Below are 22,287 nucleotides of genomic sequence, written 5' to 3' on the forward strand. Positions count from 1 at the left end.
TGCTCCGATAGCCCCGTTGCATCTGCAACCCGGATCCGGTTTTGAAGACATGGGGTATTTGTTTTATCGGTGATTTTTGTTGAATTTTTCGGTAAAAGACGTAACTATGGGGTAAATTTAAAAACATAAGAGATATGAGTTCGATTAGACCCGTTGTTTTTTTGATCGCCTTTTTGTCTTTTGGCCTTTCGGCCACGGCACAACGATATCCGTCATTGAACAATGAAAAAGTCGACGGGTACAAAGGTATTTGGTTTACATTAGGGCAATTTTCGGAATATGGGGATAAGTATTCCGGTGGCTTGGGAACCTACACGGCCAAGCATATTCCGTTAGCGATCTATTCGCCAGCGGCAGACAAAACATTCTTTGTTTACGGAGGAATCGCAGAAGACAGGGAGAGTAGTGCCGGAGCAAGCAATGCGAAGGGAGATTACCTGTTGTGTATGATCGGAAGCTTTGATCATAAAACAGGTACCGTTGAAAAACCGACGGTGGTGCATGACAAAGAAGGCGTTTTTGACCCACATGATAACCCGTCCATAGCGATGGATTCCGACGGTTACATATGGGTGTTTGTAAGTGGCAGAGGCCGGGGCAGGCCGGGGTTTATTTATAAAAGTCGTTCGCCAAACTCCATCGATGCATTTGATGTGATGTCAGAGCGGGAAATTACCTATCCACAGCCCAAATATGTTGAAGGGAAAGGCTTCTTACATTTGTTTACCAAATATTGGGGGGTTCGGCTGTTGTACTTCAGTACAAGTGCGGACGGTGTTGAATGGACCGATGATAGGCAGATCGTAGCCATAAAACGGGAACAGGACCAATATGGCGGTCATTACCAAATCAGTGGGCAACTCGGTGAGAAGATCGTGTTTTTTTATAATTGGCACCCAAATGGAGATGTAGATCGCAGAACCAACATCTATTACATGCAGACAACGGATTTTGGTAAAACATGGACCACCGTAGACGGTACGCCCGTATCCATCCCCGTAACCGAGGTAGCCAACCCCACTCTGGCAAAAGAGTTCTTTTCAAAGGGTGAAAATGTGTACATCAAAGACGTTGCTTTCGACAGAAACGGCAATCCGGCGGCTCTGTATGTTTCAGGTGCCGGCCATCAACCCGGGCCGCAAAATGGACCGAGAGAATGGCAGGTGATCCATTGGAACGGAGCGGAGTGGGTAAATCATAAAATAACGACTTCGGACCACAACTACGATACCGGCAGCCTTTGGATCGATGGGGACAAATGGGTGGTCATCGGACCTACGGAGACCTCTCCGCAACCCTGGGGAGGAGGGGGTGAGCTTGTTCTTTGGGAGAGCAAAGACGGCGGTAAAACGTGGAAAGCAAAAAAACAAATCACCAAAAACAGTGAATTAAACCACAACTATGTCAGAAAAGTGGTGAACGGAAAGGAGCCATTCAAGTACTTTTGGGGCGATGGTAACCCCAACAGTCCTAGCAAATCCTATTTGTATTTTGGCGATTCCAAGGGAAGAATGTGGCAATTGCCGTACACCATGGATTCGGATCGTGTAAGGCCTGAGAAAGGGCAGCGTAAAAATCGAAAGAAGTACTAGAAATACAGATTGTTGAATGTCCGGAAAGAGGAGAGAAAGCGGTGCCGCCTTGAAAAAGGGGTTTATGCAGAGACTTCAACAGTAGTGGTGGTCAGCAAAGAACTTGAAAAATAATAAAATCAAAATGTGTTGAAACGGGTTATTTATAACGAATGCATCAGTCACTAAAATTTTTATTATGGCACAAACAATCCCGGGCGAGAAGGATCCGCAAATTCTGGTACAGATAAGAGAATTTCTAAATGGACTCAACAATAGCGGCGGAAAGCCGATGGAAGAAATGGCTCCTGAGGAAGCAAGGCAGGTTCTTGTGGATGCCCAAAAATCCGTGGATGTGGATACTTCGGGCATTACTGAAACAGTAAGGGAAATCACGCAGGGTGACATTACGGTAAACATTCACGTTGTAAAACCTGAAAACACAAAAGACGAAAAGTTGCCTGTTTTTATGTTCATCCATGGCGGCGGCTGGGTTTTAGGAGACTACCCGACACATAAGCGACTGGTAAGGGATTTGGTGGTGAACAGCGGAGCGGCAGCGGTTTTTGTAGATTATACGCCATCGCCTGAAGCACGTTATCCGGTTGCCATTCATGAAATTTACGCAGCTACCAAATGGGTATCGGAAAACGGTACAGAAATAGGTGTCGATGGGGCTAATTTAGCCGTCGCAGGAAACAGCGTGGGCGGTAATATGACGGCTGTTACGTGCCTGATGGCGAAAGACAAAGGTGGCCCGGATATCAAGTTCCAATTGCTGTTGTGGCCGGTCACGGATGCTGATTTTACCCGTGAATCCTGGCAGAAATATGCCGAGGGGAGATTTTTGACAGCCAATATGATGAAATGGATGTGGGATCATTACTTGCCGGAAGCGGAAAAGAGGAAAGAATATTATGCATCGCCGTTCCAGGCATCTTTGGAAAAAATGAACGGGCTTCCGCCGGCTTTGGTGCAATTGGCCGAAAATGATATTCTTTTCGACGAAGGATTGGCGTATGCCCGCAAATTGGATGAAGCGGGTGTACCCACAACCATTCAAACCTACAATGGCCTTATCCACGATTATGGCCTGTTGAATCCTTTGAATCACATAGAAGCAGTAAAACTTGCTATCGAACAAGGTGCTTTGGCATTGCGGAATGCGTTATTTTCTTAAGCTTGTTTAAAAAAATACGTTGCGTTTTCAACTCGCTCTAACTTTTCAAAAATCCGGTTTCCGGCAGAATCGTTCTATTGCCTTCAAAAACTGCAATGACTAACACGGAAAATACGTTAAAATGGAACATATAATCACCGGGGAAAACGTTGTTGAAGTGGAAAACAAGCTTTTTTCGGCTCATGCAACTACCCTAGGATTTGCTAGTCATGGTAATGAATGGATAAACCCGAGTAACAAATGTTAATTATTAAGAAATGTAACGATGCAGCCCTGCCATCGTCAAAACAGTAAATATCATTTACGGATTCAACGATTTAGAATTTGATAGACGCTGCGAAAATAATAGCCGATAACGATCTGGAATTGTTCGTCAAGGAAATTTTTGTTATGGAAGAACAGGATGCCCCCTCAAACGCTACGCTTACGTTTTTTGCGGATGGCTATCCGGGAGTCGTATACCTGCAAACGGAAGAGGGGTTTCTACTTCCCCGGAGGAAGGCGCTTACCGCGTTTTTTTTATACGGCCAGATGATTGCACCGTACGAGCTTTCGATAAAGACACCCTATCTGATGATTGCCTTTCAGCTGTACCCTTTTGCAGCCAAGATGTTGTTTGACGTCGACACCAAGCAATTGAATGACGATTGTGCTGACTTTTCAAAAATCAGAGGGACCACCATCGAAAATCCATTGGAGGCATTAGCCATTTCTTCAGCAATAAGCCAGAAGGTAGCAATGATCGCCAAATTCCTCTCGGAATTTGCCCGGGAAAAAGGAATGGAGGAATACCGGAAAATACAAGAGGCCATCCAAATTATCCAGGACCATAAGGGGTTGATGACCATCAATGAGCTGGCCGCACGCCTGAATACCACCGAAAGGACACTACGCAGAAAGTTCAATCGGTATGTCGGGGTACCTCCGAAGAAGTTTGCGAAAATCATCCAGTTTCAAACGTCGTTGAATCAGATCTCCACGGGCGACTTTTCAAAATTGACCGATGTGGTCTACGAAAACGGCTATGCCGATCAATCCCATTTTATACGGAACATGAAGAAATTTACGGGGAAAAGACCTTTGCAGTTGAAAAACGTGCATTAGTCGCTTTGTCCGATTTGTTCAATTTCTGGCCTTACCGGTCCTGTATTTTTGCCTTAGCTTTTAAATCAAAAAACAAAGACTATGGCAAACGAAATTTTGGTATTGGACGCAACGATGATGTTCGGTAAGCTGATCCAAACCGTAGCGGTATTGCTGACCGGTTTGGTGGCGGGACTGTTTTACAGCTATGCCTGTTCCGTAACGGGTGCATTGGGAAAGCTTCCCGACAGGGAATATGTAATGACGTTCAAGTCGATCAACACGGCCATATTGAACGCTTGGTTTTTTGCGAGTTTTATGGGTAGCCTTGTCGTCCTGCCATTGGCCACTTGGCTTTCTTACCGGGCGGAGGTTCATTTTTCATTTTGGCTGTTGCTGTCGGCCACCGTTGTATATGCTGTCGGGGTGTTTGGCGTAACCATGCTGGGAAATGTGCCGTTAAACAATATGCTAGAGCGTTTTAATAGGGATACCGCTACCCTACAGGATATCTCTTCGTTAAGGGAACGGTTTGAGGCTCCCTGGAACAAATTGAATTTAATCCGAACGATAGCAGCAATTTTCAGTTTTCTGCTGGCCATTTTGTCGGTTAAGTTGAAGGCATAAAAAAATAATTAATCAATAAAACGATAGCCTATGAACGCAACAAAAATTACCGTGGAAGCCACGGTAAAAGCACCGGTGGAAAAAGTATGGGAACGGTATACTTCTCCGGAACACATCGTAAAATGGAACAGTGCTTCGGACGATTGGCATACCACAAAGGCGGAAAATGACGTGCGGACCGGCGGCAAATTCCTCTCGCGAATGGAAGCTAAGGATGGAAGCTTCGGTTTTGACTTTGAAGGTGTATACGATGACGTAGCGGTAAACAAACGGATTGCCTATACCATGACCGATGGAAGAAAAGCCGAAATCATCTTTATGGGTGAAAATAACGAAACCAAAATGACCGTAACGTTTGATGCCGAAAATGAAAACCCGATTGGAATGCAACGGGAGGGATGGCAGGCAATTTTGGACAGTTTTAAGAAGTATACCGAGGCAGGCTGACAAAAGCGAATTAATACCAAGGCTTGCACCTCCTTCCTGGTGAAATTTCCGGAAATCTGATTTTTTTCGGGAATTTCGCTGCGTACAGGAAAACAATAGATTGCGTTCAGTTAAACCTGTTTCCGATGCCGCAGAACAGTTCCTTCACTTCATCGGCTGTGGGATTCACAGCAAGGATATTTCCCGTTCCATCCACCAGCACCATGGCGCCCCCGAGGTTGGTAATCCCGTATTTGGTCCACACCCCGTATTTGCTGTTCGGATCAACAAGATTGGTTGACCAGGGCAATTGCTCCCGTTCCAATAGCGCCTTAAGGGATTCAGTACCGCGAATTTCACGCGCAACGTTAATGATGTCAAATCCTTTATCCTTAAAGGCTTCGTAAACAGGTACCATGGTTCGGGCTTTGTGGATGCAGGGGCCGCACCACGACGCCCAGAAGTTAAGCAGTGTCGCTTTGGGTGCCAGTAAGGTATCTGCCAATACCGGGTTGCCATCCAGATCTTCGGCAAGGAAGCTGATGTACTGCTTGCCCTGCTCCAACTGGAATTTCCCGTTGAGGTGATTGCCAATGGTCGCTGTATAGGGATGGTTCGGAAAGAGAGCGGCAAAGGCCGGATAATGCTGCTTTGCGATTTGGTTTGCATGCTCATCTTCATTGGTAATCAGCAATTCCTTGATGAGCTGGTAAGATACCAGCGTAGGGTGTTCCCGTATGTACGCTTCCTGCAGGGTTAGGTAATCGGCACCTAACGCCGAATCTCTCTTTGCGGCTTCCTCTTCCATTACCTTTCCTGCTTCTACCAGTTTCCAGAGGCTGTCAACTTCAAAAGAGCGCTTGCTGAGCCGTTGTTCGATATCCGCTTTTGCCCGGTGGTATTCATCGGTCAGGGGGCTGCCCAACGTGGTGTTCTCCAGGTAACGTTCGCTGGGATGAAGTGTTACGTATACGTTTTCGTCGACGAAGACAACAAATGGCCGTAGAAATCCGGCGTCGAAGTTTTCTTCGGGAATCAGCATATACGCTTCCGAATCACCAGCGGGAAGCGCCAGCTGAAATTTTCCGTCAATGACCGGCACGACAATTTGGTGGGAATAGGGATGTTCATGTGCCTTGGACACAATGATATGGTTGCTTTTGCCACCAATCAATTCCCCGGAAATCATCACGTTTTCCTGTATGGCACCTAGTATGGGCGTTTTCTTGATCGTCTGGGCCGATGCAGAAGAAAGCCACGGTGCGGAGCAAAGGCCGACGATGGTTAGCAAAATAAATTTTTTCATCGCATAATCCGTTTACCTGGTGTACATGGATACTAAGATAGGAGTGTAAGAATGGAAGCGTTAATGTTTTAACGTTTTTAACACTTTTAATGGGGTTTAACACAATGTATTATGAACGTTTGTTTGCGTAACAACGAATGAATGCCACACGTATCCCATGTGATTTCGGACTATTGTAAGTAGAACGTATTTTTTGAACATAACGGGTAGGAAGTTGTAGCATTTGCCGGGTTCCATACGTTAATACTACATGAAAAAATTGAGTCTGATAGTTGCCCTGGTAGCCAGTGTTGCGCTGCTTGGCAGTTGTTTACGGGGAAGTGATCCGCAGCCTGAGCGGGTGGGTGGTATGACGTTCGTCAACACGTTTATCGAAGCCAATGGGGCTTTTTACTTAGTTGACCGCAACACCATTCAGGGCTTGTATCCGTTAGACTACCGCACCTATGGCCCCAGTTGGCCTGTATATTATCCCGGGGAGGGCCGTAGGCTGGAAATCTATTCTTCTTACGAAGATGCCCGGCTCGTGGATACGACCTTTTCCATGCAGGATAGCGTATATTATTCATCCATTGTATACGGTACGCATGATGACCCGCGGCACTTCATCACGGAAGACCGTATACCTGACGGCGTGGACGACCCGGCTGCCATCGCTGCCGTGCGATTTTACAACCTGGCGAATACCGAACGCCGTGTGACACTGCACATCGGTGAGATCGAATCCGTAGCGGCTTTCCGCAACCGGCCCCTCGAAACGCCCGCAAGTGGCAAACAGGGAGAAGATTTTATACCGGTAGCCATTGGTAATTATACTGTGACCGTGGTGGATGAAGAGGGTGAAACGGTGGCTATACGGCAGGGTACGGTCGACTTGCCTGCGGGTAGTTATACAAGTATTTTTCTCACGGGCGACGAACGGGATCCAAGAACTTTCTATGTAGGCATCGTGCGGCAATGGGTGAATTAAACAACCAACGATTATGCAAACCAATATAAACCTTTATAAGTCTATAGCCCTGTCTCTCGGCGTCATGCTGCTGGGCGGCTGTATAAAAGACGAGGAAACCGAACCGGAGGTCCGGTCCGGATTTACGGTGGTTAATTCCTTCTCTGAGGCACAGGCCGTGCAGCACCGGTTTGATGCAGGGCGCGGATTCCAGCCCCTGAATCAGGGCCAGGGTTACCGCGGTATCGATTTTTACGTGGTGCCCAGTTGCGAGAATTGCAAGCTGGAAATTGTTTCTTCCAATGAGTTGGCGCAGTTGGTAGACACTGCGTTTGCCCTGCAGGTAAATAAGTACTATACGTCTTTCTTGTTTGGTACCGAAGAGGTTCCCCGGCATTTCATCACCGAAGACCAGGTGCCCGAAGGTGTGGACGACCCGGCAGCCATTGCGGCCCTGCGCTTTTTTAACCTGGCTAAGACAACTGACCGGGTAACCTTGCACATCGCCGATGCCGAACCGATTGCAGCTTTCCGAGACCGGCCAACTGAAACGCCGAAAACCGGCAAAGATGCCCAAGAGTTTATCCCGACAACGCATACCGGGACGCATGTGCTGACCATACGCAATGAAAACGGCGAACAATTGGCTAGACGCACCGGGGTGGCGCTGGATCCGGGCGACTATCTAACCCTATTCCTGACCGGCGACGGTGGGGAGCCAGCTCCGTATTACATCGGCGTGGTACGCCACAGAGGGATTAATTAGGGCAATCTATATATATTTCATTTCGGTCGCTTTATGGACGAGTGCTGCGACATTGGTTACCTTGAACTTTTGAAGCAGGTTGCGCCGGTGGCTTTCTACCGTAAGCGGGCTGATAAAAATCTTTTCGCCGATCTCGACAGAGCTTAGCCCATTGGCCAACAACGCGAGCACCTCTTTCTCCCGCCGGGTAACCACAGGCAGATCTCCCGAATCGTGATCGTTCAGAATGTCCTGTATGCCTTTACTTAACGTCACCCCGCCCGACATCGCTTTTCCAATACTGGATATGACTTCATCGGCCGAAGCATTTTTCAGCAAATAGCCACACGCCCCGCTGTTCAGCATGCGCTGAATGATGCTGTACTCATTGATGTTGCTGATTGCGATGACCCGTATATCCGGGTTGATTTGCTTGATTTCGATGCAGGCATCGATCCCGTTTTTGTCCGGCAGATTGATGTCCAGCAGGACCACATCAACCGCGTTGTGGCGTAAATAACCCAGCGTCGATGCCGCATCGGCAAATTTACCTGCAAACTGGATGTCGGGTATATCCTGCAACATGTATTCAAATCCTTGCAAGACAACCGGATGATCGTCTACGATGATTATCTTAATTTGCTTTGTTTCCATTATAAAGGTATCTGAATGTTAACAGTTGTTCCTTCTCCGGGCTGGGCCTGTATTTCCATCTGCCCGTTTAACAGGGCAACCCTGTTCCGGATGTTCGATAGCCCCAGTCCCTTTGAGGGCACATTTTCCGCGGTCGCCATCCCTTTTCCATTGTCTTCCACGGTAATAAAGAGCCAGCGGTCAAGCTCACTGCATTGCAGGATGATTTCACTGGCATTTGCATGCTTCAGGGCATTGGCAAGGAGTTCCTGCACGATGCGGTATACCGTAATGCGTAACTGCTCGGGGTAATTGTCTTCCAAATTCAGGCTTTGGAATTTTATGGGAATCTGCGGGGTATCCATATACCGGCACAGATCTGACAATGCAGGCACCAAACCTCCGTTACGGAGGGCTTCGGGCATCATGTTGTGTGCGATTCTGCGCAATTCGTCGAGCGAGTAATCCAATTGATGGATCACCTCGTGGACGGCACCGGTACCGTTCGGCAGCTTTTCGCCTTCTTTGGTTACGATGGAGGATAATTTCAGTTTCACACCGGCCAGGAGTCCACCCAGTCCATCGTGCAGGTCACGTGCCAGGCGATTCCGCTCAGCCTCTTGCCCCCGTAGCATGGCATCGTATTGCCCGAGGCGTTCCTGCTGATGGATGGAACGGAGGTCCTCCTGGTGCAGCTGTTCTTTTTGGGCGAACATTTTTTTGTTTTTCTTATTGATTTTCCAGGAGAAAAAGGCAATACACAGGGCCAGCAGCAATCCGGCTCCCAAGGCAAGCCCCCACCAATGGCTTTTGGCGATGGCCAGTTCCTGCTGCCGGTTTTCGGCCTCTAACCGAAGGATACGGTTTTCGTTTTCAGCGGTTTTATATTGCTTTTCAAGGTTCAGCACTTTGGTGGTCGCATCTTTTTCATAAATCGAATCCAACACGGTCCTTAAAGAATCCATATGAAGATAGGCTTCCTGATAATTCTTCAGCTGATAGTCCAGTTTTGCCATTTCGTGATGATACAACGCGCTGTTTTTTAAACTGTGAAAAGGACGGTGTGCGTTTGACATCGAAAGGTATTTTTTGGCGGTTCGGTATTCTCCCAGGTCACGGTAGAGGGCGTGGAGCTCAAAATTGATGTCCATGAGCATGTATTCATCGCCAAGCTTTTGCGCGGCTGCGATTCCGTTCCGGTAACTCTGTAAGGCTTTGTCCGTATCCTTTATTTGCCTGAAATAAATGAGTTCCGTTCGGTAGAAGGTTGGGATATACGTCGAGTGCGGAATCATGCGTATGTAATGCCGGGCGCTGTCCAGGTGACGTCTTGCCCGGTCGAAATTTCTCAAATACAGCTCGTTTTTTGCCGCATTCGTGAATATCTCTAACTTATTTTCTTCTTTACCGGGGAGATCCCGTATGGTTTTCAATGCCTGTTCATAATAGCTGACAGCCTTTTGATGATTTTGTACGTTGCCCAATAGCAAGCCCATGTTCTGCAATTGGTATCCCACCGCAGCGCTATCGCCTGCAAGCCTTGCGTAGGGGAGCGTTTTGTTCACAATGATTTCCATAAAAGCCGCATCCTGATCTTCCTTTTGCAGAATCACTCCATAGTTATTCCATAGGTTTGATCGGTAGCGATAGCTTTTGGGCGTCGTGGATGTAGCCAATAGGCTATCGGCGGCCAGGTATTCCGCTTTGGCCTTCTTCCTATCGTACTCCATCAGGATGTTAGCCCGGTAGAGGCGGTATAGCCCCATCTGGAAATCGGAAGGTGATTTGCCCATCTGCTGGCGTGCCATTTCCAGGTACCGGTAGGCTTTTGTGGTATCCCGGTCGCTCCAGAAAATACTGACTTTCAACAGCCCTTCGATTTTTAATTCATTCGTGGACGCCGTAAGGGCACTATTTAATAGGCTATCGGCGTACCGTTCGGCAGTTTCTTGCGCTGTGAGGGGATGGGTTGAAAAGATCCATAATCCAAGTAACAACCCGAGGGTTGCGCGACGTAGGCATTCGATATGGTGTACCTTCCTCATTTCCTTTTAATCCGCTCCTGCGGAATCAGACTTGATTGAGCAATATATAAAATTACGGTCTTTTTTGTGCTTTTCCAGTTGTTCAATGACGTCGGCCGGAGGAGCGGTTACGTTTTCGGGTTTGACCGCTTGTTCCTGTGTTTCGGCTATCGCGGTTTGCGTTTGCCGTTTCAGGTGATCCAGCAACGCTTCTCGAAATTCGGTAAATATCGCGATGTCTTCCTGGGATTTTGGACTTTGGGGATTAAAAATCCAAACCAGTTTTTTGCCATTGTGTAGCTTGATCCGCATGGACGGTGGCGGTGCCTGTAATGCGCCATAAGGCGGGATGCTTTGGATATCACGGTAGGATATACGGCCGTAATCGTTGGAGGTAAACCCAAGATCATCTACCTGTATGGTGTCTGTTGAATTTATTTCTTTGATGAATTTCCGGACGCAGTAAGCGATGATACCAATCCCTAACGGTATGCTGACCCAAAGAACCCAGGGCACATACTCCATCAGGATGAAACTGGGGAGAAAGATACCGAACGGCACACCGAAAAAGACCGCTAAGAAATATACACCGCCTTTGCCCGTATTGTATTTGAACGTAAATTCCTTCATTCTTATAGCGGTTCGAAATGATCGTTGAACGAGCCGTTTTCATCCATGGCGACCATCGAATAATGGCGGGGGAGAAACCACCTCATAGGGGTCTGAAGGGCTTCAGAGAGTTGCCGGCCGACTTTTTCCGGCGTTAGGTTGGTAACCAGTTCCTGTAACACTTCCTCTCCATATTGCCGGGACATGAGGGCAATCTTCGGATCCCGAATGCCTTGTTGTTCCAAAAACTGACGGATAATACCTCGGGTTGGCATAGGCAAAAATTCTTCTGAGGGTTGGCCTACGAGCACCTCCTCCTGTTGTTGAATGACCTCCTGCTGAGGAAGCTGAACTGCAGGTGAGGCCGTATAGAATTCCCCTTTTATCGCGAAATTTACCAGATCACCGTAGGTAAATACCCAGTCGGGTTGCCCTTTTTGTGCGTTGATGACCACACCGATTCCTCGATCGAGAATGAAATCAGAGACCATGTGTTGCACCACATAACATTGAAACGGCTGATTCGGCACGGGGATCTGCAGTTGGAAATAAGGGAACCCATCCGGTCCCTGAATGATCTGTGGGTCGCCACAGGCAAAGCTGGCTTCGGCGGCGTCTGCCAGAAATTTCTTTTCCCAGGTTGCATCACGGGTAGTCCCCGCAACTTCGAATAACGCCGCTAATGCGGCTGTTTTTCCCAGATCACCCTGGTATCCTTCTTTTTCAACCCCTTTCTTCCTAAAATTAAATAATCCCATGGATGGCTGCTTTATCGTTTACTCCCGGATAATATATGTAATCGACCAAAACTACGGCAACCTTTCTCAAATAGATATCCCCGAAAACAATGATTTTTCTAACTCCGCAGAAAAATCAACCGGCCTTCGTATATCAGGTATACCAGCTGCACGGGTCGGCGTGGGGATTCCAAGCAACGGTAAAATCAGTTAAGGAAAGTTATAACGTTTGTTAAGACGCAGGGATAAGCGCGAGGAAAAGCGAGCTGACGCCGCGCAGCATAAAGCTAATGACGGAATGAAAGACACCATTGACAAAGGAAGGGTGAATTACCAGCACCTGAAAAAGAAGGGAAAGGAAATAGACATGCTTATCCCAGACATACACATATAGCGGATTGCTTCCTTAATTGACGGGTTGCCGCATGGCACCGATGTAGTAAGAATCGTCAATGGAATCTGCACCGGTCAAGAAGACGGAGGTATACGAGCCTTCCTCCAACGCAATATCCCCGCGTGTAACCAGAATTTCTCCATCCTCATCTTCGATAGCCAGTTCATAGGTGCCGCTTGGAACAACCACAAAATCTTCATGGGCCTTACCCGATTGCGGCGTGTCCATGGGCCTGTCCTGGAATGCAGGAATTGGATCGTTATTTCCAATCCGGAGGGAAACACGGTGGGTCGTATTCGCCAGATTGAAGAAACGCACACCTGCCACGATGGAGGGGTCGCCGGCGTCTTCCGGCGCATGGTCTTCCGTGATAAAATGTAGTGGGTTGTCTGCGGTTCCATAGATGATCGATGAGTACAACATGCTATCCTTTGCTGCAAAACTCGTATCGACCAACCGGGTTTGATTTCCGGCGTCGTAAATCTCCAGTCCCCGGCTATTTCCGACGAACAGATTGATATATCCGTAACTGCGGTAGGCCAATGGATAGAATTGCTGTGGCACCGGCTCCCTGTCTATTTCGTAAAGAACACCCTGTGGCGCTTCAATGAATGCATTAATCATCGTTAGACCTGCCAAAGGCATCGGTTCGGTATCGTTGTCTTTTAAACAACTGATTGCCAACGTTGCACACGCAAAGAAGGCAATGTAAAATACACTTCTCTTTTTCATGACGCTAATCTTTTATACAAACTACCTTCATTCTAGAGAACTCCGGTATTCACTGATTGTTTGAAAAAATTGAATAAGATGTAGCGGCATGCAACCTCATCTCGTTTCATTTGAAAGAACAGCCAATAATCATGAACATTAAATTCATTCTCGTATTTCTTTTGGCCGCGGCCGGTTTTTCAGCCTGTAAAAAGAATGATTTTCCCCATCAGGACGATTTTGAACGGAGTTACAAAGCTTGGCTTGCTTTCAAAGCATCCAGTGGCAACAATTACCGGTATGAAGTGCCCGGATACACCTGGGCGGGTTCCTCGTGGCTGACTACCGTTACCGTTAGGGAAGGTAAGGTTGTACAACGTGATTTCGTGTATACGGCATTTAACGATGTGATTATGCCCGAAAACGGTTGGACGGCCGCCGAAGCCGATAAACTTTTGGAGCCGTTGAATATGACCGCCGAAACATTTTTGGAACGGGAAGGGTATCCGTTTCTCGAAGCATTGCAGTGGACCGAAACAGCGGAAGATCTCGGAACCAAGTCCCGCGATTATTCGTCGGCCAGCGCGCTGTACACGTTGGACGATATATACGACAAAGCCCGTACCGAATGGTTGAAAAACCGTTCAGATGCCAGCATATCGTTTGAAGCAAACAACAACGGGCTGATATCCTCCGCGGGATTTATTCCGAATGGATGTATGGATGATTGTTTCACAGGAATCCACATCCGGTCAATCGAAGCGCTGGAATAAAAATGCGATAGCCCTATTGTGTTGAGAACTCCACCCAGTTACTTTCATCGCTGTATTCCGGAATCAGATCGGCGCGGCCGTTGAGTGAATAGTTTGATGTCAAGTGAGCGATATCCATCTTCATGTTGAACAGGCAGCTGTTTACGAGGTCTTTCCGGAATCCCTGTTCCGCAAGTTCAAGCACATACTGTACGCAGATCAACCGGGCTGCTATTTTTCCCAGGTCAACCAGTTTCCGCTGTGGAATGTTAGCTCCGGGTTCGAATTCGAGGTATTCGCTGAACAGGGGGGCGGAATGTTTGGTACGATCAAATCCGGAAAGGAACGCATACAGGTTTGCTTCCTTCTGCTTTTTCAGTTGCTTCAGCATCATTTCGGCAATCTGGGTGTAAAGCATCTCATTGGAACCTTCAAAAATCTGGAAAGGGCGGCTGTCTACGATGCCTCTTCCGGCGATGTGGCTAATCCGGTATCCATTGGCGCCCGACACTTGCAGACAGAGCTGGGCTGACTCCTGCATCAGGTCAGTGACGAGTGCCTTCATGCTGTTCGCTTCCAGTCCCTCCAGCGCAAGGTTGTGGGCAATGCCACTGATTTCACTGCTTCTGGCACACATTCCCGAACAGAGGGTGTAGGCAGTCTGTATCCGTGACAGTTGGAACTGGACGGAATCCAGCATCAGCAGGTTACCCGTACCGACAACCCGGTTTGTACAATGGTATAATGCCTCATCCAGCATACGTTTGATGAAGCCCATGCCCATTCCCGGGAATTGCATCCGGCTCCGATGCAGAATATCGAGCATCATCTTGATACCGGTGCTTTCGGGCTGGAGGCGGTGGTTGTGGGGGACTTCGACATCGATTTTATTTAACCCATACGGAATCATGTATAATCCGAGGTTGCTGTAGATGGACTCCACCTCGATGTGTTGCCGTGCTACGGCATTGTTCGTCATGAAAAAGTCCACATCACGGGCCAGTTCGCCATTGCCCAGGTCTTTCCGTGCGGCCACCAACCAATAGTCTGCCTGTCCGGTTAATCCCTGCCAATGCTTATGTCCTTTTATCGCATATCCATCGTCTGTCAGGCGATAGGAAGTTTTCATATTCAGCGCATCGCTCCCGAACTCGGGTTCGGTAATCATCAATCCGCCCATATGATGTCCGCCAATGAATCCGGGAAGCACCTCTTGTTTCAGGGCTGCATCGCCATACTTTGCCAAAGGTTCAAGAAAAAGCGCGATGTTAATGCCGAAGGTAAGGGAGAGCGGGAGCGATTCGTAAGAGGCTGTTGATAATACACTCAGGCATTCTTTTACGATAGCGCCTCTTCCTCCATATTCGTTTGGGATGGCAACCGATAACGGCGACGCCTGCATGATGACCGTCCATACTTCTGGAGGTAAACCACGTGCAAGACTCAGTTCATTGATATCATGCTGTTCATGGAATGCCTTTTTAAGTGCCTTCTTAAACGTGCTGATAAACTCGTTAAAATCGTTGTTTCTATCCATTCTTTCGTAAGGTCAACTTTGAAAAGTAAGGGTCAAATTTACCGAATATGCGCAAGCGTACCAAATAATTTCGTAAGCGCTGGCTTACCGTTTCAAAGATGCTCTAGTGCCAGGGAAAGTGCCTTAAGGTCTTGTTTCATCAATGTGATCTGTGATTCGAGCTGATCGTACATATCTGCACGGTTCACCAACTGTTCCGTCGTATATTTACCCCCATCGCCAAAATATACCGGCGTGATGGCACGTCCTTCGTCGTCTTCGCTTTCGGATATCTGACCAAAGTTCTTCCATTTATCGATGATTTCCTGTCTTACCGACGGAATGTCCTTGGTCGGATCGGTATAGTTGAGGTAATACCACACAAAGGGAGGGAAGCCGGAAGAAGCGGGGTTGCCCTGCCAAACTTCCCGCAATGCGTTCCGTTGATGGTAAAAGTCAATTTTCCGGTTGTTGAAAAGCATCAGCAGACCTAGGGAGGCCTCCGTGATACCGGTGGCAATTCCGACCGTGTTGCTCGCTGTTTCGTTTTTGATAACCCCACCGGTAGTAATGGCACCTGTGGCACCAATGACAATGGCGGCCACGGTAAGCTTGGATTCTGTCTCGCTTTCGCTCCCTTTGAGGTAGTTGGCAACCTGGCTGATGCGCTCCTCTTCACAATCCATTTCCGAGGCAACAGCCGAAACTTCCAACGAAGCCATATTGATCTTGTGATCGATGCGTTGCTTTAACTCCAGGATGGAAAGCCGCTTTGCGAGATCCGAAGATTCTAAGGCCTTTTTTAAGTGGATGTAACGGGTGAGATCCGGCAAAATGCCGATGGCGTTGGCCATATTCAGGTTCCGGTAACTCAACAGGTCGGTTAAGTCCTTTTCGAGCGTAAGTGTATGGAGTGGCTGCGGCAGATCCTTTTCTGTGTAGTTATATATATTTTGCTGATTGCAATTGCTACCGATGATCTGTTGGCGTATGTTGGCGTCTTTGATGGTGACACACCCTCCTGTGACCAACACTAATACACCGATCGATAGTAGCCAGGGAATACGAATGACGACGCACATTGCTCCGGAAATTTTAATGAAATTGATTTACAAATGTAAAGCATACCTGCTAGTTCGGCATTGAAAATGGGAAATTATTTTTCTACGATGGTTCTGAAGGTCAGGTTTACCCTCGGTGCGGTGATCTTTTTATTGGGGGGCAGCTTGTGCAGCCAAAAGGTTTGCGTTGTGTCTTTCATGACCAAAAGGCTCCCGTGCTCCAATGTGAGCGTGGTCTTTTCGTGGGTCTGTTTGTGTTTGAAAGCGAACTTCCGCTCCGCCCCAAAGCTTAAAGAACCGATTGCGCCGTCCTTTTTCAAGTCGGCTTCGGCATCGCTATGCCAGGCCATTCCTTCCGCTCCGTTGTGGTACAGGTTGAGCAAGCAGGAATTGAAGGTCTCTCCGGTTGCTGTTTCGATAAGCCGTTTTAACGTTAAGAGTTCTTGGGTCCAGGGCAACGCATACTTTGTGGTATTGGAATAGGTATAGGCGTACGGTTTTTCTCCATACCACGCTACTTTCCGTTTGGTGATAATTTTCTTTCCGAAGATGATGGCTTCATCGTTTTGCCATTCGATCGTTTCCAGCAACCTGTCCAGAAAAAAATCCGCTTGCTTTTTGGTGAACAATCTGCCGTAATAATTTACGGTGCCCTGATACGGAAGCCAATTTTTGTGTTTATCTATCGTCTGATTAAATAAATCCATGATGCGGGTTTAGATTTCCGGCGAAAATACAATGTTTTCCGATTAATCAGGATCAACATGCCCGCGGTGTGGCCGAGTTTCCTTCGCCAGGTCGTACTCCCGGTTACTCTCGTTATCTGAACCGTTCACGAGCCCCTTGTTAAAAAGTACTTCGAGTATTTCCCTTACCTGTGTTTCGTCTGCATCGCTGTCGCCCAGGGCAGAAAGCTTCGTTGCTATTTGTTTTGCCGTGCCTTTGCCGAGATCTGCCAGCGCGAATACAGCGCGTTCCTGCAGGGCAGCCTTCGGATCGTGCTTTGCCGGCACATGCAAAGGCCTGATCACCCCGTCGTCAAAATTATTCTTTTCCCTGTGCTGTGAGATAGATTTTTTCATATACTCTATTAATTTACAAGTTTTCAGGCCACTTTTTTTTCGGAGCCGTTTACATTTTTCTCTCTTGGGTCGAGACATACATAGTCTCGCGAGTATGGTGTTTTGTTCTTCACCACACTGTAAATAGTTCTCAGTAATTTGTTCATAACGTTATTCATGATTAGGTAATGGGGTTTCCCCTCCTGTTGCTTTTTCTGGTAATACAGCCGGTATTCTTTGTTGTGTTTCACGGCTGCTTTCGCACCCATATACAGCAACGATTTGAGTTCTTTATCTGCAAAAGGGCTTGTTTTGGATTTTGCGGACATGTTTCCCGATGTGTTGGGGAAGGGGCATACACCCGCATAAGAAGCCGCCCTCCTGGCCGTATCGATTGCCTTGAAGTTCCCTGTCTTGATAATCACATTGGTTGCTATGACCGGGCCTACGCCGAATACGGAAACCGAAAGCGTGTAATTCTCAGCCATCTCCGCATCGCCCATGATGATAAGGGATATCTCCTTCTCCACTTCCCCGATCTGTTTGTCAAGGGAGCTTAAAGAGGCTTTTAGGATTAGGTTGACCGCAACACTCTGCATGGGTAGCTGCTCCCTTGCGTGAGCACCTGTCACCAGTTCCTTGCGTGATTTGACCAATTGTGAACGAAGCGTGTATAACTGCCTGAGCTCGCTCATGTTTTCGCTTTGGTATTCCTTGAATGACAGCTTATCAAAGAACCGCCCCCCGTATTCCCGAAGCCGTGAAGCGTCGATGGGGTCCGACTTCCCCTTTACCAATCCCAGGCTGTGCTTGACCGTATAGCCCGGAACCAATGCTATGGGGACCCCAAACTGGTTACTCAAAAAGACCAGCAGATCCCCATACGTCCCCGTATTCTCCGCACAGAGAACCGATCCCGGTTCAACCGTGGACAGAAATCCCGATATGGATGCCAATCCGTTTTTCACTGTCTTGTTCTTTTCTTTTCCATTTGCATCAAGGAAGTTTACATCGAACTTCTCCTTTGATAAATCTATTCCATATACTTGCATAAACTTTTGTTTATGCTCCATGATTGAGTGGCTAACATCGTGATAATGGGTTCTACCCTAAATACTCTCTGGCTTTGACTCAATGAATCTGCTGTCCTTAATATGAAACTTAGGTTCTGCCTAATCTGTTTATAAAGTTAGGGCAGCAGATGGAGCTTTTTAGCCAAAGGTACATCCCACGATTTATTCCCATTACTTGTCTTTTGTCATCAGAGTACAAACTAACGATCTGTATATAAATTTATTTTTTGAATGGTGATGAAGCGATCAGATTTTTCACTTGAATAAGTTTGGCTTTTGTGTTCAAGAACTCGCGAGCTCGGTTTATTCATTCCCCCTGTGTGATTGAATACATCATGTCGAGTTCATAAAACAATTCCTTTCCTCTAATGTTTGGTTTCATCCTTTTGAAACAATGTAAATAAAAAAGCTGATTTCCAATAATTTATTTATATCTTTACTGGCAATTAATTTATTTTATTTATTTTTTATTCAAAATGCCATGCAAGAAGGCGTAGTAAAATTTTTCAATGAGACCAAAGGATTCGGTTTCATCACCCCTAATGACGGTGGACGTGACGTGTTTGTTCATTCTTCAGGGTTGAAAGACCGTGTTCGTGAAAACGACGACGTTTCATTTGAAGTTGCACAAGGCCAAAAAGGTCTTAACGCAGTAAATGTAAAATTGATTTAGATCCATTTTTCAGATATTGTACAAAAACCACCCGGGCGATTATCTCCGGGTGGTTTTTTTTTAGAATTTCCAGGATCCATCCCGTTACGTTTTAAATTAAGTTTACATTTTACATGTCTAAGACGAGTTTCAACAGTACCAATAAACCATTTGCCACTACACTCCGCGCGCGGGTGAACGACTATTTCAAGACGCGGCAGCTCTCCAATACGGGCAACCGCAAACTTTACATCAAAAGTATCCTGCTGGTATGCACCGCGATTGGCCTATATGTTGCTTTGCTTTCCCTATCCATGCCTGTATGGCTGTCCTGCCTGTTGTGCATCGTTCTTGGCGTTGCACTGGCGACTATCGGCTTCAACATCATGCATGAGGGAGGACATCAAAGTTTTTCTAAAAAGGCATGGATCAATAACATTTCGGCGTATTCACTGAATATGCTGGGTGGCACCATCTATTTTTGGAAGCAGAAGCATAACATTAGCCACCATACATATACGAATGTCGATGGTCTTGATCACGACATTGAAGTCAAGTTTATGCGTATGCACACCGACCAACCCCGTTACTGGTTCCATCGGTTCCAGTTTGCCTACTGGTTCGTGCTGTACGGTATCTCGTATATTGCCTGGGTACTGTTTCAGGACTTTGAGAAATATTTTTCGGGCAAAATGGGATCGCAGGCCGAACGCAAAACGATGCCGCTGCGCGAGCATCTGATTTTTTGGGGCACCAAAGTGTGTTATGCGGCGGTATACCTGGTTATCCCCATTGTGGCCGTCGGTTGGTTCCCGGCACTTATCGGTTGGTTGATCGTTGGGGTTTCCTGTGGGTTTTGTTTGGCAGTGGTTTTCCAGCTTGCTCACGTGGTGGAAGCGACCCAGTTTCCGGTGGCAGATGAAGAAAGCGGCAAGATTGAACAGGAATGGATGGTGCACCAACTGAGTACCACGGCCAATTTTGCTACCGGAAGCCACACGGTATCATGGTTGCTGGGCGGACTCAACTTTCAGGTAGAACACCACCTGTTTCCACGCATCAGCCATGTGCATTATCCCGCCATCAACAAACTGGTCAAGGCTACGTGCGCAGAGTTCGGTGTGACGTATCTGGAACACCGTACAATGGGGCAAGCCTTTGCATCCCATCTCCGCCATATTTATCGGCTGGGTAGAGGCTGAGGGTAAACGGCGGGTAAACCATCGGCCAGGCATCCATTGCCGGGAGGCAGTATTTAACTTTTTTCCGTATTTTGCCGCCATAAAATGGCACCATGGCTTATTCACTGTATTTACCCCAAAGGGGAAAGCGAGATTTCCGGGGCAAAGCGATCCTGGCCGCCGACATTGGCGGTACCAAGACCAGTTTAGGTTTGTTTGAAGTGCAGGGTGATGTGCTTTCACTCGTGCGCGAAGCTACCTTTTCATCCAAAGCATATGCGACGTTCGAAGAGGTGGTAGCAAAATTCCTTGAAAACAATCCGGACGTTCCATACACCCTATCCATCGGTGTTGCGGGACCTGTTTTGGATAACCAGGTGAAGCTGACAAACCTCTCATGGGAGCTGGAGGGCCATCGGCTGGAACGTACGTTAGGTTTCGACCGTGTTGTCCTGCTCAATGACCTGGAAGCCACCGCCTATGGGTTGGCTGGCTTGGGGCCGGAAGATATCGCGACGGTATTCGATCCTGGGAGGATCATACTGGGCAACATGGCGATCCTTGCTCCCGGTACCGGGTTGGGCGAAGCAGGCTTGTTTTGGGATGGCGAGGCTTACCGCCCGTTTGCGACCGAGGGCGGACACAGTGATTTTGCTCCCCGAACAGCGCTTGACATTGAGCTACAGGGATACCTGAAGGAGATTACCGATATCGTGAGTTGGGAGCATGTAGTATCCGGTCCGGGTATCTCTCGGATTTACCGTTTCCTGCGCGATGTAAGAGGCCATAAAGAACCTGCGTGGCTGACTGAAAATTTCAAGAATAGCAGCGATCCCGCTGCCGTGATCAGCCATGCGGCGATGCGTGAACTGGACGCTACCTGTATCAAGACCATGGAATTATTCGTAGGCTACATGGCACGTGAAGCCGCAAGCCAGGTACTGAAACACAAGGCTACGGCTGGGCTTCTACTGGGTGGGGGCATACCGCCCCGGATTTATCCGTTGCTGCGTAAGGAGTTGTTCCGCGAGCAGTTTATCCAAAACTCCAGCATGGCAGAACTGCTGGAGGAAACGGCTATTAACGTGATATTAAATAGCAAGGCTGCGCTGATTGGAGCGGCTTACTTTGGTGCTTTCGGACAATAATGAAATGATGCCCCTATTTCATCCGCGGTGTCGTGACCAGCACGGGTATTTCCGCATGCTTAATGACGTATTCTGCGATTGACCCAGTTAAGATCCGATTAAGCCCGCTGCGGCCATGCGTACCCATGACAATCATATCGGCCTCCCATTCCTTTGAGAGGTTGATGATTTCCTCTTCCGGTAAACCCTCGGGTGTGAAGCGATATACCTTATCTATCCCGTCGTACAGATCGATGTATTGGTTGATGGCATGTTCGGCTTCGGCCAGTAATAGGCTATGTTGCTGACGTTCGGTCGTGCCTAAGTCAGGGTTGGCCTGTTCTTGCATTTTGTTGACTGCGTAGAGAATGCCTACTTCGGCGTTCAGCTTACGGGCCATTTCAAAACCCACCCGTGCGGCTTTCATCGAATAGGAACTATCGTCAACGGCGATGAGGATTCGTTTATAGTTCATGGTATATTCATTTGGTGAGCGTGGAACCCCAAAAAGTGGCTAATAGACCAAGTATTACACTAAAAAGAATATAAAGGGCAAAATAAAGGTAGTTGCCCTGCCGGAGCAGGCTAATGCCTTCGTATGAGAAACTAGAGAATGTCGTGTATCCACCGCAAAAGCCCGTGATGAGAAAAAGACGCCACTCGATATTCATCCAACCCTGCCTTTCTGCGATGCCGTATAATATCCCGATCAGAAAACATCCGGAAATATTAACGAGAAATGTCCCCGCGGGAAAGGTTACCGTTAGATAACGACTTATATAAAACTGGACGAGGTAACGGCAAATACTGCCCAAGCCACCTCCAATCCAGATATACAACAGTACTTTTATCATCGCGCTTTAAACCTG

General features: G+C 47.6%; 25 protein-coding genes. 12 read left to right on the forward strand and 13 right to left on the reverse strand.

Annotated features, from left to right (window positions below):
- Positions 1-134 precede the first annotated feature (134 nt).
- From IEX60_RS13805 to IEX60_RS13825, 5 genes are all read left to right on the forward strand, one after another.
- Positions 135-1,592, forward strand: coding sequence for a BNR-4 repeat-containing protein (locus tag IEX60_RS13805; protein WP_188751600.1), 1,458 nt, complete (start codon positions 135-137; stop codon positions 1,590-1,592).
- 178 nt (positions 1,593-1,770) lie between these two features.
- Positions 1,771-2,751, forward strand: a complete 981-nt coding sequence (locus tag IEX60_RS13810) for an alpha/beta hydrolase (protein ID WP_188751601.1) — start codon at positions 1,771-1,773, stop codon at positions 2,749-2,751.
- A 324-nt stretch (positions 2,752-3,075) separates the two neighbouring features.
- Positions 3,076-3,855 (forward strand): helix-turn-helix domain-containing protein, encoded by a 780-nt coding sequence (locus tag IEX60_RS13815; protein ID WP_308420754.1) that lies wholly within the window; start codon positions 3,076-3,078, stop codon positions 3,853-3,855.
- 81 nt (positions 3,856-3,936) lie between these two features.
- Positions 3,937-4,461 carry an anthrone oxygenase family protein gene (locus tag IEX60_RS13820; RefSeq protein WP_229717566.1) on the forward strand — a complete coding sequence of 175 codons (525 nt, stop codon included), beginning with the start codon at positions 3,937-3,939 and terminating at the stop codon, positions 4,459-4,461.
- A 30-nt stretch (positions 4,462-4,491) separates the two neighbouring features.
- Entirely contained in the window at positions 4,492-4,908 is a 417-nt protein-coding gene (locus IEX60_RS13825) for an SRPBCC family protein (RefSeq protein WP_188751603.1), read from the forward strand.
- Positions 4,909-5,014: 106 nt separating this feature from the next.
- On the opposite strand, the gene IEX60_RS13830 is transcribed toward IEX60_RS13825, so the two are convergent.
- The gene (locus tag IEX60_RS13830) at positions 5,015-6,193 is read right to left on the reverse strand and encodes a peroxiredoxin family protein (protein ID WP_188751604.1); all 1,179 of its coding nucleotides are present in this window, start codon (positions 6,191-6,193) and stop codon (positions 5,015-5,017) included.
- A 250-nt stretch (positions 6,194-6,443) separates the two neighbouring features.
- On the opposite strand from IEX60_RS13830, the gene IEX60_RS13835 reads away from it, so the two are divergent.
- Both IEX60_RS13835 and IEX60_RS13840 read left to right on the forward strand, forming a co-directional pair.
- Positions 6,444-7,163, forward strand: coding sequence for a DUF4397 domain-containing protein (locus tag IEX60_RS13835; protein WP_188751606.1), 720 nt, complete (start codon positions 6,444-6,446; stop codon positions 7,161-7,163).
- A gap of 13 nt (positions 7,164-7,176) precedes the next feature.
- Positions 7,177-7,908, forward strand: coding sequence for a hypothetical protein (locus IEX60_RS13840; RefSeq protein ID WP_188751608.1), 732 nt, complete (start codon positions 7,177-7,179; stop codon positions 7,906-7,908).
- Between the two features lie 6 nt (positions 7,909-7,914).
- Here the strand turns inward: IEX60_RS13840 and IEX60_RS13845 are convergent, their stop codons facing one another.
- The 4 genes from IEX60_RS13845 to IEX60_RS13860 are packed head-to-tail and all read right to left on the reverse strand — an operon-like array spanning position 7,915 to position 11,911.
- Positions 7,915-8,541, reverse strand: coding sequence for a response regulator transcription factor (locus IEX60_RS13845; RefSeq protein WP_188751610.1), 627 nt, complete (start codon positions 8,539-8,541; stop codon positions 7,915-7,917).
- A complete protein-coding gene (locus tag IEX60_RS13850; RefSeq protein WP_188751612.1) occupies positions 8,541-10,565 on the reverse strand; it encodes a sensor histidine kinase in 2,025 nt (674 codons plus the stop codon). Before IEX60_RS13850 ends, IEX60_RS13845 begins: the two co-directional genes overlap by 1 nt.
- A 6-nt stretch (positions 10,566-10,571) precedes the next feature.
- Positions 10,572-11,174, reverse strand: a complete 603-nt coding sequence (locus IEX60_RS13855; protein WP_188751614.1) for a hypothetical protein — start codon at positions 11,172-11,174, stop codon at positions 10,572-10,574.
- A gap of 2 nt (positions 11,175-11,176) precedes the next feature.
- Complete coding sequence (locus IEX60_RS13860) at positions 11,177-11,911, reverse strand: hypothetical protein (RefSeq protein WP_188751616.1); 735 nt, start codon at positions 11,909-11,911, stop codon at positions 11,177-11,179.
- Between the two features lie 208 nt (positions 11,912-12,119).
- Here IEX60_RS13860 and IEX60_RS13865 point away from each other — a divergent pair, with 208 nt between their 5' ends.
- The gene (locus IEX60_RS13865) at positions 12,120-12,284 is read left to right on the forward strand and encodes a hypothetical protein (RefSeq protein WP_188751618.1); all 165 of its coding nucleotides are present in this window, start codon (positions 12,120-12,122) and stop codon (positions 12,282-12,284) included.
- Positions 12,285-12,296: 12 nt separating this feature from the next.
- On the opposite strand, the gene IEX60_RS13870 is transcribed toward IEX60_RS13865, so the two are convergent.
- Positions 12,297-13,016: a DUF4397 domain-containing protein gene (locus IEX60_RS13870; protein WP_188751620.1), complete on the reverse strand. Its 720-nt coding sequence runs from the start codon at positions 13,014-13,016 to the stop codon at positions 12,297-12,299.
- Positions 13,017-13,147: 131 nt separating this feature from the next.
- On the opposite strand from IEX60_RS13870, the gene IEX60_RS13875 reads away from it, so the two are divergent.
- Positions 13,148-13,768, forward strand: a complete 621-nt coding sequence (locus IEX60_RS13875; RefSeq protein ID WP_188751622.1) for a hypothetical protein — start codon at positions 13,148-13,150, stop codon at positions 13,766-13,768.
- 13 nt (positions 13,769-13,781) lie between these two features.
- Here IEX60_RS13875 and IEX60_RS13880 read toward each other — a convergent pair whose 3' ends face one another.
- From IEX60_RS13880 to IEX60_RS13900, 5 genes are all read right to left on the reverse strand, one after another.
- Positions 13,782-15,284: an acyl-CoA dehydrogenase family protein gene (locus tag IEX60_RS13880; RefSeq protein WP_188751623.1), complete on the reverse strand. Its 1,503-nt coding sequence runs from the start codon at positions 15,282-15,284 to the stop codon at positions 13,782-13,784.
- Between the two features lie 92 nt (positions 15,285-15,376).
- On the reverse strand, positions 15,377-16,345 hold the full coding sequence (locus IEX60_RS13885; RefSeq protein WP_188751625.1) for a hypothetical protein: 969 nt from the start codon (positions 16,343-16,345) through the stop codon (positions 15,377-15,379).
- A gap of 74 nt (positions 16,346-16,419) precedes the next feature.
- Complete coding sequence (locus IEX60_RS13890; RefSeq protein ID WP_188751627.1) at positions 16,420-17,031, reverse strand: alpha-ketoglutarate-dependent dioxygenase AlkB family protein; 612 nt, start codon at positions 17,029-17,031, stop codon at positions 16,420-16,422.
- Positions 17,032-17,073: 42 nt separating this feature from the next.
- Positions 17,074-17,406 carry a hypothetical protein gene (locus IEX60_RS13895; protein ID WP_188751629.1) on the reverse strand — a complete coding sequence of 111 codons (333 nt, stop codon included), beginning with the start codon at positions 17,404-17,406 and terminating at the stop codon, positions 17,074-17,076.
- A 23-nt stretch (positions 17,407-17,429) separates the two neighbouring features.
- The gene (locus IEX60_RS13900) at positions 17,430-18,458 is read right to left on the reverse strand and encodes an IS110 family RNA-guided transposase (protein ID WP_188751631.1); all 1,029 of its coding nucleotides are present in this window, start codon (positions 18,456-18,458) and stop codon (positions 17,430-17,432) included.
- A 481-nt stretch (positions 18,459-18,939) separates the two neighbouring features.
- On the opposite strand from IEX60_RS13900, the gene IEX60_RS13905 reads away from it, so the two are divergent.
- From IEX60_RS13905 to glk, 3 genes are all read left to right on the forward strand, one after another.
- Positions 18,940-19,131: a cold-shock protein gene (locus tag IEX60_RS13905; protein ID WP_188751633.1), complete on the forward strand. Its 192-nt coding sequence runs from the start codon at positions 18,940-18,942 to the stop codon at positions 19,129-19,131.
- A gap of 113 nt (positions 19,132-19,244) precedes the next feature.
- On the forward strand, positions 19,245-20,312 hold the full coding sequence (locus IEX60_RS13910; RefSeq protein WP_188751635.1) for a fatty acid desaturase family protein: 1,068 nt from the start codon (positions 19,245-19,247) through the stop codon (positions 20,310-20,312).
- Positions 20,313-20,404: 92 nt separating this feature from the next.
- Positions 20,405-21,439 carry a glucokinase gene (gene glk / locus IEX60_RS13915; protein WP_188751638.1) on the forward strand — a complete coding sequence of 345 codons (1,035 nt, stop codon included), beginning with the start codon at positions 20,405-20,407 and terminating at the stop codon, positions 21,437-21,439.
- Positions 21,440-21,452: 13 nt separating this feature from the next.
- Here the strand turns inward: glk and IEX60_RS13920 are convergent, their stop codons facing one another.
- Together IEX60_RS13920 and crcB are read right to left on the reverse strand one after the other, a co-directional pair.
- A complete protein-coding gene (locus IEX60_RS13920) occupies positions 21,453-21,893 on the reverse strand; it encodes a universal stress protein (RefSeq protein WP_188751640.1) in 441 nt (146 codons plus the stop codon).
- 7 nt (positions 21,894-21,900) lie between these two features.
- Entirely contained in the window at positions 21,901-22,272 is a 372-nt protein-coding gene (gene crcB / locus IEX60_RS13925; RefSeq protein ID WP_229717567.1) for a fluoride efflux transporter CrcB, read from the reverse strand.
- Positions 22,273-22,287 lie beyond the last annotated feature (15 nt).

The sequence above is a fragment of the Parapedobacter defluvii genome (genome assembly GCF_014642075.1).
Lineage (GTDB): Bacteria > Bacteroidota > Bacteroidia > Sphingobacteriales > Sphingobacteriaceae > Parapedobacter > Parapedobacter defluvii.